This is a genomic window from Pseudomonas sp. SGAir0191 (assembly GCF_002812565.2).
Taxonomy (GTDB): Bacteria; Pseudomonadota; Gammaproteobacteria; order Pseudomonadales; family Pseudomonadaceae; genus Aquipseudomonas; species Aquipseudomonas parafulva_B.
Genome location: NZ_CP025035.2, coordinates 4,445,724 through 4,461,498 on the forward strand (window position 1 = coordinate 4,445,724; position 15,775 = coordinate 4,461,498).

General features: G+C 63.0%; 15 protein-coding genes and 1 tRNA gene. 8 read left to right on the forward strand and 8 right to left on the reverse strand.

What is annotated here, in order from left to right; genetic code table 11:
* Positions 1–70 precede the first annotated feature (70 nt).
* Positions 71–430: a hypothetical protein gene (locus CWR53_RS19875; protein WP_058638672.1), complete on the reverse strand. Its 360-nt coding sequence runs from the start codon at positions 428–430 to the stop codon at positions 71–73.
* 126 nt (positions 431–556) lie between these two features.
* Here CWR53_RS19875 and CWR53_RS19880 point away from each other — a divergent pair, with 126 nt between their 5' ends.
* The 5 genes from CWR53_RS19880 to CWR53_RS19900 all read left to right on the forward strand — a co-directional run bounded on the left by CWR53_RS19880 (position 557) and on the right by CWR53_RS19900 (position 4,524).
* Positions 557–1,135: a DUF2796 domain-containing protein gene (locus tag CWR53_RS19880; RefSeq protein WP_100852330.1), complete on the forward strand. Its 579-nt coding sequence runs from the start codon at positions 557–559 to the stop codon at positions 1,133–1,135.
* Positions 1,136–1,846 (forward strand): ABC transporter ATP-binding protein, encoded by a 711-nt coding sequence (locus tag CWR53_RS19885; protein ID WP_058603966.1) that lies wholly within the window; start codon positions 1,136–1,138, stop codon positions 1,844–1,846.
* On the forward strand, positions 1,846–3,111 hold the full coding sequence (locus CWR53_RS19890) for an ABC transporter permease (protein WP_100852331.1): 1,266 nt from the start codon (positions 1,846–1,848) through the stop codon (positions 3,109–3,111). Before CWR53_RS19885 ends, CWR53_RS19890 begins: the two co-directional genes overlap by 1 nt.
* 9 nt (positions 3,112–3,120) lie before the next feature.
* Positions 3,121–3,732, forward strand: a complete 612-nt coding sequence (locus CWR53_RS19895; protein WP_100852332.1) for a DUF3299 domain-containing protein — start codon at positions 3,121–3,123, stop codon at positions 3,730–3,732.
* Positions 3,733–3,840: 108 nt separating this feature from the next.
* Entirely contained in the window at positions 3,841–4,524 is a 684-nt protein-coding gene (locus CWR53_RS19900) for an OmpW family protein (RefSeq protein WP_100852333.1), read from the forward strand.
* 87 nt (positions 4,525–4,611) lie between these two features.
* Here the strand turns inward: CWR53_RS19900 and CWR53_RS19905 are convergent, their stop codons facing one another.
* Entirely contained in the window at positions 4,612–5,547 is a 936-nt protein-coding gene (locus tag CWR53_RS19905) for an NAD-dependent epimerase/dehydratase family protein (RefSeq protein ID WP_100852334.1), read from the reverse strand.
* A complete protein-coding gene (locus tag CWR53_RS19910; protein WP_100852335.1) occupies positions 5,540–6,424 on the reverse strand; it encodes a sugar nucleotide-binding protein in 885 nt (294 codons plus the stop codon). The genes CWR53_RS19905 and CWR53_RS19910 overlap by 8 nt, the downstream gene beginning before the upstream one ends.
* A 411-nt stretch (positions 6,425–6,835) precedes the next feature.
* On the opposite strand from CWR53_RS19910, the gene CWR53_RS19915 reads away from it, so the two are divergent.
* Positions 6,836–7,681 carry an alpha/beta hydrolase gene (locus CWR53_RS19915; RefSeq protein ID WP_100852336.1) on the forward strand — a complete coding sequence of 282 codons (846 nt, stop codon included), beginning with the start codon at positions 6,836–6,838 and terminating at the stop codon, positions 7,679–7,681.
* A gap of 11 nt (positions 7,682–7,692) precedes the next feature.
* Here CWR53_RS19915 and CWR53_RS19920 read toward each other — a convergent pair whose 3' ends face one another.
* Entirely contained in the window at positions 7,693–8,502 is an 810-nt protein-coding gene (locus CWR53_RS19920; protein WP_058603960.1) for a helix-turn-helix transcriptional regulator, read from the reverse strand.
* A 178-nt stretch (positions 8,503–8,680) separates the two neighbouring features.
* On the opposite strand from CWR53_RS19920, the gene CWR53_RS19925 reads away from it, so the two are divergent.
* On the forward strand, positions 8,681–10,123 hold the full coding sequence (locus tag CWR53_RS19925; RefSeq protein WP_058638680.1) for a sodium:alanine symporter family protein: 1,443 nt from the start codon (positions 8,681–8,683) through the stop codon (positions 10,121–10,123).
* A 134-nt stretch (positions 10,124–10,257) separates the two neighbouring features.
* Positions 10,258–11,244 carry an asparaginase gene (locus CWR53_RS19930; protein ID WP_100852337.1) on the forward strand — a complete coding sequence of 329 codons (987 nt, stop codon included), beginning with the start codon at positions 10,258–10,260 and terminating at the stop codon, positions 11,242–11,244.
* Positions 11,245–11,247: 3 nt separating this feature from the next.
* Here the strand turns inward: CWR53_RS19930 and CWR53_RS19935 are convergent.
* From CWR53_RS19935 to fdhE, 4 genes are all read right to left on the reverse strand, one after another.
* A tRNA-Sec gene (locus CWR53_RS19935) sits at positions 11,248–11,343 on the reverse strand.
* A gap of 21 nt (positions 11,344–11,364) precedes the next feature.
* Positions 11,365–13,272: a selenocysteine-specific translation elongation factor gene (gene selB / locus CWR53_RS19940; protein ID WP_100852686.1), complete on the reverse strand. Its 1,908-nt coding sequence runs from the start codon at positions 13,270–13,272 to the stop codon at positions 11,365–11,367.
* Positions 13,269–14,696, reverse strand: coding sequence for an L-seryl-tRNA(Sec) selenium transferase (gene selA / locus CWR53_RS19945; RefSeq protein ID WP_058603957.1), 1,428 nt, complete (start codon positions 14,694–14,696; stop codon positions 13,269–13,271). The genes selB and selA overlap by 4 nt, the downstream gene beginning before the upstream one ends.
* 155 nt (positions 14,697–14,851) lie before the next feature.
* On the reverse strand, positions 14,852–15,772 hold the full coding sequence (gene fdhE, locus CWR53_RS19950) for a formate dehydrogenase accessory protein FdhE (protein ID WP_100852338.1): 921 nt from the start codon (positions 15,770–15,772) through the stop codon (positions 14,852–14,854).
* Between the last annotated feature and the right edge of the window lie 3 nt (positions 15,773–15,775).

Genomic DNA, 15,775 nt, shown 5'->3' on the forward strand with positions numbered 1-15,775 from the left:
GTTGCCTGGGTTGCTCCGCCTTGCCCCGTGAGCCGGCCACTGACACGCTTGTCACGCCGTTCGAGGTCGTCTACGCCTTTTCGCCGGCCTGCCACACATACACCGGCGTTTCGCCCTCACTGAACACCCGCACTTGCCCATGGTGCCGCAACCGCACCAGCAACCGCTTGGCTGCGCCAAAGTCCCCCGTGAGCCCCTGCAAATGCTCAAGCAGCTCAGGCCCCTCCATCCGGCCAGCCGTGCGCAATAATTCGCAGGCTACCCGCCACGGCCCATCATCCTTTGCTGCTGCGGGAGGCACCGCGGCAGCTGGCTGGGGTGTCGAAGCGGGGAGCTGTTCGGCTGGACGTGCCAACTGCGCCCATTCCTGGGGATCAAGCTCGATGGTCAAGTCCACCGGCCACTTACCGATCGTTCCACGAATTCTCACTGTAGGTCCTCGCTCAAGTCATTGTCGCCATGCTACCGCAACATGAAACCTGAGCCACGAGGCTGGCGGCCTGCCAAACAATCGTTATAACATAACTACTCCTACAATCCGCTCCTGGAGTCGCCCATGCGTCGTCTGCTGCTAGCCTTGCCCTTCGCCTGCTTGCCATTGGCCATGACGGCCCATGCCCACGAAGAACACGAGCATGATCACGGCCATGGCACGCTTGCCGCCCATGAGCATGGCGTGGCCAAGCTCAATGCCGCGCTTGACGGCAATAACCTGGAGCTTGAGCTGGACAGCCCGGCGATGAACCTGGTCGGCTTCGAGCACATGGCCAGCAGCGATGCCGACAAGGCCAAGGTGGCCGCGGTGCGTCAGCAGTTGGAACAGCCCCTGAAGTTGTTCGCCTTGACGGCGGCCGCGGGTTGCACACCAGACCAGCAAGAACTGCAAAGCCCGCTGTTTGGGGATGCCGCCAAGGCGGACGACGATGCCGACGAGCACGAAAAAGGCCACGCTCACAGCGACATCAACGCCCATTACCAACTCACCTGCACAGCGCCCGAAAAGCTCACTCAGATCGACCTGTCGCCGCTGTTCAAGGCCTTCCCCGCCACGCAGAAAATCAATGTGCAATTGATCGGCCCGAACGGCCAGAAGGGGGTGGAAACCGCGCCAACCAAGGCTGTGGTCACACTCTGAATGAACCAGCCGCTGATCCACCTGCAAGACCTGGCGTTCGCCTGGCCGGGACAACCGCCGTTGCTGGATATCCCTGCCTTTGAACTGCAAGCCGGTGAAGCCGTGTTTCTCAAGGGCCCAAGCGGCAGTGGCAAGACCACCCTGCTAGGCCTGCTCGGCGGGGTCAACCGGCCAGGCCGTGGGCGAATCCAACTGCTTGGGCAGGACTTGGCCCTACTCGGCCAAGGTGCCCGCGACCGTTTCCGTGTGGACCACACCGGCTACATCTTCCAGCAATTCAACCTGCTGCCGTTTCTCTCGGTGCGGGAAAATGTCGAGCTGCCCTGTCGTTTCTCGCGCAGCCGCGCCCAGCGTGCCGTCGAGCGCCACGGTAGCGTCGACCAGGCCGCCCGCGAATTGCTTGCCCACCTGGGCCTGGGCGATCCGCAGTTGCTCACGCGGCGAGCCGACAGCCTGTCGATCGGCCAGCAGCAACGCGTCGCCGCCGCCCGCGCCTTGATCGGCCAACCCGAGCTGGTGATCGCCGATGAACCCACATCAGCGCTGGATGCCGATACCCGCGAAGCGTTCATCGCCCTGCTGTTCAACGAATGCCGCGCGGCAGGCTCGAGCCTGCTGTTCGTCAGTCATGACCAGAGCCTGGCCCCGCTGTTCGACCGACACCTGTCACTGGCCGAGCTCAATCGCGCCGCCAAGCCCCGGGAGGCCTGATGTACCTGCTTCGCCTTGCCCTGGCCAGCCTGGCCAACCGCCGCTTCACCGCCTTTCTGACCGCGTTTGCCATCGCCTTGTCGGTTTGCCTGCTGCTGGCCGTCGAGCGGGTGCGCACCGAAGCTCGCGCCAGCTTTGCCAGCACCATCAGTGGTACTGACCTGATTGTCGGTGCGCGTTCAGGTTCGGTGAACCTGCTGCTGTACTCGGTGTTTCGCATCGGCAATGCCACCAACAACATACGCTGGGACAGCTACCAGCACTACGCCCAGGACCCACGGGTGAAGTGGGCGATCCCCATCTCGCTGGGCGACTCGCACCGCGGCTACCGGGTGATGGGCACCACCGGCGCCTATTTCGACCACTATCAGTACGGGCGCAAGCAGCACCTGGCGTTGCGCGAGGGCCGGGAATTTGCCGACGATCCTTTCGAAGTGGTACTGGGCGTGGAGGTTGCCGACGCCTTGCACTACAAGCTGGGCGACAAACTGGTGCTGGCCCATGGCGTAGCGGCGATCAGCCTGGTCAAGCACGACGACAAACCATTTACCGTGGTCGGTGTACTCAAGCGCACCGGCACGCCGGTTGACCGCACCTTGCACATCAGCCTGGCCGGCATGGAGGCGATCCATATCGACTGGCACAACGGCGTGCCGGCCCGAGGTGCGGGACGCATCAGTGCAGAACAGGCGCGTGGCATGGACCTGCAACCCGCTGCGATCACGGCGTTCATGCTGGGCTTGAACAACAAGATCGCTACCTTCAGCCTGCAGCGCGAAATCAATGAATACCGCAGCGAGCCGCTGTTGGCGATTTTGCCGGGGGTGGCGTTGCAGGAGTTGTGGAGCCTGATGGGCACTGCCGAACAAGCCCTGTTCGTGGTCTCGCTGTTCGTTGTGCTGACCGGGCTGATCGGCATGCTCACGGCGATTCTTACCAGTCTGAACGAGCGCCGCCGGGAAATGGCGATCCTGCGCTCGGTAGGTGCACGACCATGGCACATCGCCGGGCTGCTGGTACTTGAGGCTCTGGCGCTGGCAACGGCCGGGATCGTTGCCGGGCTTGGCCTGCTGTACGCCGGCATCGCCCTGGCCCAGGGTTACGTGCAGGCCAACTATGGCTTGTACCTGCCATTGGCCTGGCCCAGCACGCATGAATGGTCGTTGCTGGCTATCATCCTTGGTGCAGCGCTGTTGATGGGCAGCGTTCCGGCATGGCGAGCCTATCGGCAGTCGTTGGCAGATGGTTTGTCGATCCACCTTTGAGAGCCTGTGATGATCCGATTTCTCACTGCCTGCTTCGGGGCTCTCCATGCGCTTGCAAGCGCATGGACATGCCGTGTGGGGGCCCGCCTGCCAACCGGTAGCCCCGCCCGGCGCCTGCTTTTTTCGCTGCTCGTGATACTTGCGGTACCTACGTGGGCATCGCAGCCCAGAGAGCTCGACTGGCCCGCCCTGATCCCAGAAGGCGCACCGGTCGTCGCGCCGCAACTGGCGCCCCTGCATGACATGTCGCAGCTCAGCGATGCACTGTCTGCCGAGTCCGCCCCGGCCGCGCGCCAGCAAGCGCCTGCTGCACCCGTGGTGAACAGCCTCGATGGCCAGCAGATCAAGCTGCCGGGCTACATCGTGCCGCTTGAGGTCAATGAGCAAGGCCGCACCACCGAATTTCTGCTGGTGCCGTACTACGGTGCGTGCATCCACGTGCCCCCGCCCCCGTCGAACCAGATTGTGCACATCGTCAGTGAAATGGGCGTACGGGTCGAAGATCTGTATCAGCCCTACTGGATAGAGGGCACGATGCATGTCAAACCCTCGAGCAGCGAACTGGCTGAGGCGGGTTACCAGATGGAAGCCGAGAAGATCTACGCCTACGAACTCAGATGAGCCTTCCGAAGGCCGGTGCAGACGCTTCTTTGAGCTGGGTCAAACTTTCTGTTTAGTTGCATCCGTACCATTGGACTACACGATTATCAACGTCCTTTGGGAGCTTCCATGAACAAGTCCTTGCTCGGTGCCTCACTCGTGGCCCTGGCACTCACCGCCCCGGCTGCGCACGCTTATCAACCCGGTGATTTCATCGTACGTGCTGGCGCCATCACCACTGCGCCCAACGAGAGCAGCAGCGACCTGAAGTTCGACGGCAACAAAGTGGCAGGCACCAAGGCGACCCTGGACAGCGATACCCAGCTGGGTCTGGCATTCGCCTACATGCTCACCGACCACATTGGCCTGGAATTGCTGGCAGCCACGCCGTTCAAGCACACGGTAGGAGTGAAAGGGCTGGGCGGTGGGCTGGATGGCAAGCTGGCCGACATCAAGCAACTGCCGCCGACCCTTTCGTTGCAGTACTACCCGATGGAGGCGTCGTCGAAGTTCCAACCCTATGCGGGCGTGGGCATCAACTACACCTTGTTCTTCGATGAAGACCTGAGCAGCAACCGCAAGCAACAAGGGTTCAGCAACCTGAAATTGCAGGATTCGGTCGGGTTCGCCGGCCAGCTGGGCATGGACTACATGATCACCGACAACCTGCTGGTCAACGCCGCTGTCTGGTACGTGGACATCGACACCAAGGCCAGCGTGAACGGCCCGAGCGCCTTGGGCTATAGCAAGACCAAGGTCGACGTGGACGTGGACCCTTGGGTCTACATGGTCGGCCTGGGCTACAAGTTCTGATCGAGCGCTGTAAAACACACGGGGCGGCCAAGGCCGCCCCGTTTCGTTACTGTCGTACTGAGCGCCGGACTGGGCGCCCATCGGTTGCTAACGGAGCTTGCCCAACAACCGGGAAAGCCCCTCCACCATCGAGGTGGCCCGCTTGAAGTCGAAGCGAGCCAGCAACCGCCTGTTGTCCGCACGCGAATGGCGGATGTCGCCCGAGCGCGGCGTGGTATAGCTGACTGCGGGCAAGCTGCCCACCACCTGCTGGAGCGCAGCGAGCATCTGGTTCAGTGACGTGGCCTGGTTGAGACCGATGTTCACGGCCCCCTCCTCGACCTGCGCTTGCTCGAGCGCCTGCACCATGACCTGTACCAGGTCAGCCACATACAGGAAGTCCCGCGTCTGCTCGCCGTCACCGAACACGGTGATTGGCTGACCTTGCAGTGCACGCTCGCTGAAGATGCTGATGACGCCCGAATAAGGCGAGGAAGGGTCCTGCCGCGGCCCGAAGATGTTGAAGAACCGGAATATCACAGGCTCAAGCCCATGCTGGCGCCGGTAGAAGTCCAGGTACTGCTCGCTGGCCAGCTTGTCCACGGCATACGGTGTCAGCGGCGCCTTGGGCGTATCTTCGGCAATGGACTGGCCTTCACCGTTGTTGCCGTAGACCGCTGCACTGGACGCGAACAACACGCGACGCACCCCGTGAACACGCATGGCTTCACACACGTTGAGCGTGCCGATGAAATTGCTCTGGTGCGTGCGCACCGGATCGTCGACCGAAGCCTGCACCGAGGCCACCGCAGCCAAGTGCACCACGGCCTGGCAGCCTGCCGCTGCGCGTTGAACCAATTCGGCGTCGGCAACGTCCCCCTCGACAAGCTCAAGCAGGGGGTGGCCCAGTTGCAGGTTGTCGCGCTTGCCCGTGGAGAGGTCGTCGACAATGCGCACGGCGTAGCCACGCGCCAGCAAGGCGTCGCTCAGGTGAGAGCCGATGAAGCCGGCACCGCCGGTGATCAGGATGGGGGCATCAGCCATGGCGATAGAACCGGTCCAGAAGAGGCGGCAAGCCTGCACGCCAGGCACGGGGCTTGATACCGAAGGTGTGAAGGATTTTCTTGCAGGCCAGCACTGCGTTCTGCGGCTCTTCGCTAGCATCCGGGCGCGCGGCATGGGCCTGCGGCGTTGGCGTCTGCACCGCGAGCTGTCGATGCTGGCCGGCCTCGGCGAGGATCGCCTGGCCTAGCGCCACAGGCGTGGTCGCTTCGTTCCCGGCGTAGTGGTAGGTACCCCACAACGGCGAATTGCAGTCCAGTTGCTTGAGCACCGAGAGAATGACCCTGGCCGCATCGTCGACGGGTGTCGGGTTGCCACGCCGATCATCGGCCAGCAGCAATTCCTGGGGTAGCTCGGCGCGCGTCAGGAAACGGCCAAGCAGGCCATCGATACTTTCGTCCAGCACCCAGCCGAACCGCAACAGCACATGTTGCGGGCAGGCCGCACGCACGCTTTGTTCGATACGCCAGAGCGCCTGCCCGCGCAGGCCAAGCGGCAATGGCTCGTCCTTTTCGCTGTAGGCGGTGGCACGCGAGCCATCGAACACGCGGTAGCTCGAGGGCTGGACCAGCGTGATCTGGTGGTGCTGGCACAACTCTGCCAGCCGCTCCACGGAGCGTTCCTGATGCGCCAGACGCTGCTCGCTGACCGACTCGGCCTGGAACCAGTCGAAGTAATACGCCAGGTTGACCACGGCGTCGGGACGATGATCGTCGAGCAACTGGGTAAGGCTGGCAGGCGCCCAGCCCTCCTCTGGAGGGCGCGGCGCCATGAAAGCGATGTCCTCCTCGGCCCCAAGACGAATCAGCGCTTGCCCGAGGGCATTGCCACCACCCAACAGCATTAGGCGCATACGCATAGAGTCAGCAGATCCGGAGGTTGTAAGGGAAAGCGGCCATTTTGCGGTTTCCGGGCGGGGAAGTCCAACGTGGGGCATGCAGATGCTGCAAGTGGTGGCAGTGCCGACGCCTCAAAAACGATGGAAAAATCATTCGGAGAAAAGCCCTACGATGCATTAGGCAATGACTGACTTCCACACCTCAGCGAAAGGGCTTTGAATTGCAGATTCGGCTGGCCTCAGTAGTGCTGAAGAGGGCCCTTGCTGCCTTGTTAGATGCACAGCTAGCCAAGCACAGGCAGCGCGCTACGCTCTTGGTCACGTTCGTAAAACCGCGGTTGGTAAGCGGCTGCATCCTCATGCTGCTCGAACTGCTTACCGAGCCGCACAACCCAATCAGTAACTGGCTAACACGCCTTTCGTAGAGACTGTATGCACATGCAAGCCTACTCCTGCGGGCGCCTGAAATGGCAATATGAAGAACCCGCTCCAGGCATGGAATGGTTTATCGACGAAGGATTCGGAAGCTACGAACAACAGGCCCGTCTGCTAGTACCCGATATGCAACGCGCAGCACCTGTTTATGTACTGGCGGGCGCTCGGTCCGATTTTACTCGGCTCAATCCACTGCTCTACCGCCTACAGGCTGCAGGTATCGGCTCGCTCACGGCCAACTTGTCAGGGCATAGTCTAGCCAGCGCACCAGGTGCAGCAGCGCCTTCGCTGGTTATAAACCTTGAAGAAGCATGGCGCTTTCATTCGCATATCGCGCTTGAGTGCCGAACCCTGATTGGTCACAGCCTCGGCGCAGCCTTGGCATTGAAAATGGCAGCACAGTTGCCGCATGTGGACACGCTTATCCTTGTCTGCCCTGCGATCTATCCAGACAGCGCCTACTCACTGCCATTTGGCCCGGCATTTTCGGCGGCCATCAGAAAGCCCTTCGCATTTTTCGATTGCGACAGCTACCTCTTTCTTGAACGATTTCCGGGCCGAGTTCTGTTGCTGATCGGCGAGCACGATGGGCTTGACTCGCGTCATCTCTCAAGACCCCCTGGCACAGGCGCGGGCCACGTGTGGCATGCAGGCGCAGAACGGTACAGCCCCATACCTGCAGAACTAATCAGCGCCCTAACACACTCGACTGCGCCAGAGCGTTTTCAGTGCCTCATTCTTGAAAACTGCGACCACGGTATCCCCTCCTATTTGCGGGCCAACCCGGATATCGCCGATCAGGTCACAAGCATTGTGACGGACTTCATTCTCGATGCTGTTTAACGAATTGCTCCCTACTCGACTTCAAACAACCCATTCCTGAGCGGGCCCACATCCAACCGCTCGCGGATGTCTTCATCTATGCGGGGGTCATCAGGCCGGTACAGTTTTACCTGGCGGTAGGCGTTGATGCGATTGATCTCCTGCCCCAGGTACTCCCACACCACTCGGGTACAGGCGGGATTGCGCCGGTCGCCGCTGGACACGCCGGCCTTGAGGCCATTGAGGCGGGTGATACGGCTTTTAAAGCTGGGGATGAGAATGGTCTGGCTCATCTCGTTGTAGGTAAGCGATTCGTAGTCGATCAGGAACACCCGGTCCTGCAACTGGAAAGCAGCCCCCAGGTAACGACAACGCACTTCGGCATGCTGGTCCGTTGCGCTCGACCGCTCCTGCCGCTCCTGGCGCTCGAACAGAAAGCGCCCGCCCTCCTCCCACAGATGCACCAGTGATACCAGGACCGTACCCGGCACCGACATGCAATTGGAGTACTCGAAGTAATACCCGCAGTAACGCGACAGGTTGCCCGCGTGATCATGCAGAGGCCGAAACAGCTCGCTGATCGGATCGCCGGTTTGCTCGACCGAGGACGGTACTCGCGCGCCGATCAAGCGTGAAAACTGATCGGCGGGCAGGTCAAGCTCGTATTCCTCCACCCCAAAGAAATCGCCAATGCGTTTGAGGTTGTAAGCCGTCGGACGGCTTTGCCCGCTCAGGTATTTGTTGAACTGGGCGCGATTGATCGACAGTTGGCGGCAAACTTCGGAGATAGAGCGGTAGTGGCTGCAAGCCAGCTTGAGATTGGTAGCGAAATGCTCGCTCATGACAAAGGCCTACGTGACGCGAATGGCGCCAGTTTAGCATCAACTCGCATCAATTAAGACCAAGCCGCGAAATTGTAACGACTCTTGTCATGGCCAACCATGCGCCCCAACGAATAGCGGTGCGCCTGCCGGCCGCTGGTCTTTCCACACGAAGAATAAGAATCGAGGTCATTTTCCAATGCTCGAAGTACTCAACGATTTCCTTTCGGGGAAACTGCTCATCGTGCTGATCGTGGGGCTGGGTAGCTACTTCACCCTCCGTTCCCGGTTCGTCCAGTTCCGCCACTTCGCACACATGTTCGGTGTGTTCAAGGAATCGCTGCGTGGCCAGGCAGGCCAACTGAGTTCATTCCAGGCCCTGATGCTGAGCCTGGCCGGCCGCGTGGGCGCCGGTAACATTGCCGGTGTCGGCATCGCCGTGACCCTGGGCGGCCCAGGTGCCGTGTTCTGGATGTGGGTCACCGCGCTGGTAGGCATGTCGAGCAGCTTCTTCGAATGTACCTTGGCCCAGGTGTACAAGCGCGCCGACGGCGACGGCCTGTACCGTGGCGGCCCGGCCTACTACATTCAGCATGGTCTGAAGTACAAAGGCATGGCGATCGTCTTCTCGATCCTGCTGCTGGTCACCTATGGCTTCGCCTTCATCGGCCTGCAGTCGTACACCGTGACCCATTCGCTGCAGAACGCCTTCCACTTCGATCCGCGCCACACCGGCATCGTGCTGGCAGTGCTGCTGGCCATCACCTTCATTGGTGGCATCAAGCGCATCGCGGCGGTGTCCGACCTGCTCGTACCGATCAAGACTTTGGCCTACATCGGCGTGACCCTGTACGTGATCGGCACCCAGATCGAACACGTGCCGGCCATGCTCGAGACCATCTTCAAGAGCGCTTTCGGTCTTGACCCGGCGTTCGGCGGCCTGCTGGGCAGCGCCATCGTCATGGGCGTGAAGCGTGGCGTATTCGCCAACGAAGCGGGCCTTGGCAGTGCACCGAACGTGGCCGCCGTCGCAGCCGTGAAGCACCCAGGTGCCCAGGGCGTGGTACAGGCGTTCAGCGTATTCCTCGATACGTTCGTGATCTGCACCTGCACCGCGCTGCTGATCCTGCTGTCGGGCTTCTACACCCCTGGCTTCGAGGGTGACGGCATTGTCCTGACCCAGAACTCGCTGGCTGCCGTGGTAGGCGACTGGGGCCGTATCTTCGTCAGCGTGGCGCTGTCGCTGTTCGTGTTCACCTGCATCCTCTACAACTACTACCTGGGCGAGAACAGCCTGCAGTTCCTCAGCCGTAACCGGGCAGTATTGATGGGCTTCCGTGCCCTGGTACTGGCATTGGTCGTGTGGGGCTCGATGCAGGACCTGACCACCGTGTTCGCCTTCGCCGACATCACCATGACGTGCCTGGCCTTCGTCAACCTGATGGCCCTGGCCCTGCTGTTCAAGGTCGGCCTACGTGTGATGCGCGACTACGATGACCAGCGCAAGGCTGGCATCAAGCAGCCCGTGTTCGATTCGGCCAAGTTCGCCGACCTGGACCTGGACCGCAATGCATGGCCTGCCAATCCGCAGGTGGAAACAGCCGCTGACAAAGCTGTCGGCCAGGCTCAGCCGCTGCGCTGATAGGCTGACATCGCCAGCCGCCCCAGCGAGGGTTGTGCCAGTTGTTTGAGTCACCAGGGGCCGCATTGCGGCCCCACTAGCCTTCCCTCCAAAGCGCGGCTCTTCTTTCCCGTTCATCGCTACGGACGCTTTCCATGCGCGCAGTAAAGAACCTCCTCGTGCTCTACACCGGCGGCACCATCGGCATGCTCGAAACCCCGGAAGGCCTCGCCCCATCCGGCGGCTTCGAGTCCCGCATGCGCGATCATTTCGCCGTGATGGCCGACGCCCCCGAAGTCACCTGGACGCTCCAGGAACTGGACCCACTGCTCGACAGTGCCAACATGCAGCAGCACAACTGGCTGGCGATGCGTGATGCGATCGTCGATGCCGTGCGGGTCCGTGACCATGATGCGGTACTGGTACTGCATGGCACCGACACCCTGGCCTACAGTGCAGCGGCACTGTCGTTCCTGTTGCTGGGGCTGCCGGTTCCCATCCTGCTGACCGGCTCGATGCTGCCGGCAGGCGCACCTGGCAGCGATGCCTGGGACAACCTGTGCGGTGCACTGCGCCAGTTCGATCACCCCCTTGAAGCGGGCGTGCAACTGTACTTCGCGGGGAAGCTGCTGCACGGTTGCCGCGCCTCGAAGCTGCGCAGCGAAGCGTTCGACGCCTTTGCAGCCCTGCCGCGCCATCGCCAGAGCGAGCACGTAGCCCCCTTGCCGGCACACTTGGGTTACCAGCAGCCCCGTCAGCGCGTAAACCTTGCGGTGGTGCCGGTGTTCCCTGGTTTGCAGGCCGGTCATCTGGACGCTTTGCTTAACAGCGGCGTGCAGGGCTTGTTGCTGGAATGCTATGGCAGCGGCACTGGGCCGTCCGATGATCAGGCGCTGCTCGACACCTTGCGTGCAGCACGCGAGCGTGGGGTCATGTTGGTGGCCATTTCCCAGTGCCCGGAAGGCGACGTGGTCTTTGATACCTATGCCGCCGGTAGCCGCCTGCGGGCAGCAGGCCTGGTCAGCGGGGGCGGCATGACGCGGGAGGCGGCCCTTGGCAAGATGTTCGCGCTGTTGGGTGCCGGGCTGGACGTGGATGAGGCCGAGCAGTGGTTTGCCCTGGACCTGTGCGGCGAACGCTAGAAGTGGCGGAAGGCAGCGGGAGTCGAACCTGCCCGGGAACGGATGCCGTCCCCAACCGGGTTTGAAGCCCGGCCGCGCCACCGGGCGCGATTGCCTTCCTTGAAATCGGTGCCTGGTCTGCTAGCGGGCCAGGGCACTGTCACTGCGGATGTACCGCTGATCGCCGACCCTGCGGGTCAGGCCGATCCGGTCGAAATACTCCAGAATCTGCACACTGCGCTTGCGACCGATGCCCAACATATCGCGAAATGCAGCAACCTGCACTACCGGCGTGTCACCCATGTGACGCTGCAGCAGCTCTGCCATGCGCTGTAGGGTCGGTTCTGGGTAGAACAGGTCCCGCACCACCTGGTGCAGCAGCCCCAGGCGCGCGAGCTTGCGCAGTAGCAGGCGTACATCGGCCTCAGCGCACTTTTCCTCGCTCGCCAACGTCCTGACCCAAGGCGGATCGTAGGCTGCGGCCAGCAGTCGGGGCTGCAGGCGGGCCCAGAGCGCCTCATCTGCGGCACTGAGCTGGACCTGATGATCAGGCAAGTGCAGCCAGGGGCCGCTGCTGGCCACTGCGCTCTCGGCCAGCAACTGCTCAAGTAAACTGACGAACCCCGGTCTGTCCAATGGCAACGCCGCGAAACGGCGCAGCCTGTCACGGTCCGGGCCCAATTGATCGGGCTCCTGCTCATGAAAGGTCGCCAGTTGGGCCAGCACACGTTGCTTGAGCGCCTGCCATTGGCTTGCGGCGAACAGCAACTGGCCTTGGCGGGTGGCGATCACGAGTACGTCGTCGGGTAATTGCCAGCTGTCACGCAGGCGATTGAACTGTCGCTCCAGGCGCTGTGGGTCCAGCCCACCCGGTGCGCTGGCAAGCAAACCCGGCAAGGCCTGCTCAAGGCCCGCACAGTCGCGCAGCACCTGCAACTGTTGCAGCCTTTCGGCGCTGCGGCGTTGTCGACTGGGGGCGAACGGGTCCAGGACCGTGCCGCCGCCAAGCGTGTACTGAGCGCGCTGATCGCGCAGCACCAGGCGGTCGCCATGCACCGCTTGCAAGGGGGCGTTGAGCAGCAACTGTGCGAACATGCGCTGCCCCGCCGCCAAGCTCTGCCCTTCGAGTAAAGCCACCCTGGCAGTTACGTCCTGGGTGCCCAGGTGCACGTGCACCGCACTGAAATGCTCGAAGGCACGGGCTTGGCCGGGCAGCAGGCTCAAGTCAATATCGATGCGTGTGCTGGGCGCGTGCAACCACTGCGGCACCAGCCAATCTCCTCGGCGTATCTGGTCCACCGTCAGGCGCTCGGCGGCTATGTTGAGCGCCACACGCTGCCCTGCCTCCGCCACCAGCGCGGGCTGATTCTGGGCATGCAAACCGCGCACCCTCACCGGCCTGCCGGCCTTGCCCAGCAGCAACGTATCGCCAGCGGTGACCCGCCCTGCCAGCGCCGTGCCGGTCACCACTACCCCCGCGCCCGTGACGGCGAACGCCCGGTCTACGGCAAGGCGAAAGCCTCCGGCCACACTGCGACGGCGGGCATGGGGCGCTGCCGCCAGCAGGGCCTGGCGCAAGGCGTCGATACCGGTGCCCGCGGTACTGGATACGGGAAATTGCGGCGCGTCGGCATACGGGCCAGGCGCCAGCAGTTGGCTGACTTGCTGCTTCACCGCTTCCACGCGTGCGGGCTCGACCCGGTCGCACTTGCTGATGGCCACCAGTGCCTGGGGAATGCCCAACAGTTCGATGATCGCCAGGTGCTCGCGGGTCTGCGGCATGACCCCATCGTCTGCCGCCACCACCAGCAGCACCAGGTCTATACCGTGGGCACCGGCCAGCATGTTGTGGACAAATCGCTCATGGCCCGGCACGTCGATGAAGCCAGTCAGTGGCGCCTGCTCGGCCAGCGACGCGTAGCGATAACCCAGGTCAATGGTCATGCCACGGGCCTGTTCCTCCTGGCGGTGGTCCCCGGCCTGGCCCGTAAGCGCTTGCAGCAGCGCCGTCTTGCCGTGATCGATGTGCCCGGCGGTCCCGACAATCACTGCAAGGCCCCCAATTGCAGGCCTGGCAGCTGTGCCAGCCATTGGGGTTCATCGTCCAGCTGGCGCAGGTCCAGCCACAGTGCATCGTTATCGATGCGCCCAAGCACCGGCACCGGCAACTCGCGCAGGGCGCGCTCCAGGGCATGCAGGCTGCGCCCGCGCAGACGCTTGGACACCTGCGCACGCACGCACAAGGCGGCGCTGGGCAAGCGTGCGACAGGCTGACTGCCGCTGCCGATCATGCCCAGCGTCGGCTGGACGCTGACGCACCACTGCTCGCCCAGGCAGGTTTGCAACGCTGGCGCCACGCGCAGGGCCTGGGTGTGAATCTCTGCCTGGGCACGGGTGAGCAGGCGCAGGCTGGGCAAGCGCTCGGCCAGGCGATCAGGGTTGCGGTACAGTGCCAGCACGGCCTCCAGGGCGGCCAAGGTGATTTTGTCCACGCGCAAGGCGCGCTTGAGCGGGTTCTTCTTGATCCTGGCGATCAAGTCCTTGCGCCCGACGATGATCCCCGCTTGCGGGCCGCCCAGCAGCTTGTCGCCACTGAAGGTGACAATGTCGGCGCCATCGCTCAATGCCTGGCGCACCGTCGGTTCGGCCGGTAGCCCCCAGCGCGTGAGGTCCAGCAGGCTGCCACTGCCCAGGTCCTCGAGTAGCGGCAGGCCGTGCTGGCGGGCAATACGGGCCAGCTCCGTGGTGGGTACCTGGGTGGTGAAGCCCTGGATGCTGTAGTTGCTGCAGTGCACGCGCATCAGCAACCCGGTGCGCGGGCTGATGGCGGCCTCGTAGTCGCGGGCGTGGGTGCGGTTGGTGGTGCCGATCTCATGCAACCTGACGCCAGCCCGGGCCATGATGTCGGGTATCCGGAAGGCGCCACCGATCTCGATCAGTTCGCCACGGGAGATGATGCCTTCCTTGCGGGCGCCCAGGCTGTTGAGCGCCAGCAACACAGCGGCTGCATTGTTGTTCACCACGGTGACGGCCTCGGCGCCGGTCAGTTCGCGGATCAACCCCTCGATCAGGTCATCACGATCACCGCGCTTGCCCGTGCTCAAGTCAAACTCGAGGTTCAGCGGGTAGCGCGCTGCGCACTCCATGGCCTCGATGGCTTCTTCAGGCAGCAAGGCGCGGCCCAGGTTGGTGTGCAACACCGTGCCGGTGAGGTTGAACACGCGGCGAACCTGGCTGCGCTGGTTGACATCGAGGCGTTCGCCGGCGCGGCCCAGCAGTACCTCGGGCGCCACCTCGGCAGCACCGAGCTGGCCATTGCGGACGAGGTCGCGCAAATCGTCCAGCAAGTGCCGCAAGGTCGACAGAACAGCTTCACGGCCGTAACGCTCGATCAGCGCTAGACAAGCCGGGTGGCGCAGGAGTGTATCGATGGAAGGCAGGCGAGGCGTGACGCTGGCTAAGCTGGAGGACATGCGGTACTACCTTGGACGGGTCCATTGTCTGCTGGCCTTGTGGAAGGCAAGCGACGGTAACGCAGACATCCGCAGGTTCGAGAACCTTCGAAATCCGTGTCAAGGGCGCTTGCCTGCGCAAGGCAACTCGGTCTCACAGTGTAGACAATCAACCGCTAGCCGGGCGAGACCATCAGGTTGGGTGCCAGACGATGGTACCCCTCCTCGTCCAGGCGCATGTCCAGGGCCAGGCTGGCCAGGTCGTCGGCCAAGGCTTCGGCTGCTGCGTCATTTTCCAGGTAGTGTTGCTTGAGGTAGCTGTTGCACCCTGGGCAACACTCGGCGCGCAGCGGCGCCTTGCCGGGCCCGTGACGGTCATCGTCGAGCGCGCTGTAGCGCAGGTCTTTGCTGGAGTCGCAATACACGCACTTGACCCGCACCACGTGCCACTCGCAGGCGCACAACGAACAGGCAAGGTAACGCAAGCCGTTGTGCTTGCCACGGTTGCGTACCACGCCCGCCATGGCCGGCGAACCGCATGCCGGGCATTGGGCAAGGCTGGCAGCGGGCTTGAGTTCGGTGCTTGGCAGTGCCAGCAACCAGCTTGACCAGGCAGCCTGCAGGGCTGCGCCCACGAACGGCACCAGTGCAGGGGGCACGGCATCGTACTGGCCGCTGAGCAGGGCAATTGCCCAACCCTTGCGCTGGGTATCGTCACTGATGCGCAGCATGTGCAGTGCTTCTTGCAGCGGGCCTTGGCCCGGCTCATCGAAATGATCGAGCAGCGCCTGCAACCAACCCAGCCATGCGCCTTCGCGCACAAGGCTGTCAGCCGCCAGGGGCGGTAGCCCGTGACTTATGCACAGGCGTTGGCGCTCCTGGGCAACAGGCAGCGCGCTAGGCGGGTTATCCACAAGCTGCTGCTGGATTCGGCATAGCCGCGCGATCAACAGCAAATAGTCGCCCATGGCATGGCCCTGGGCCAGGCGCTCCAGGCGAGCCGCCCGCACGTCGAAGAGGTTGCCTGGCGGCAGGTGCAGAAACGGCGGCATGACGGCCGACGCTTCGATCTGTCCAGGTTCAAGTACGGTACTCAAGCG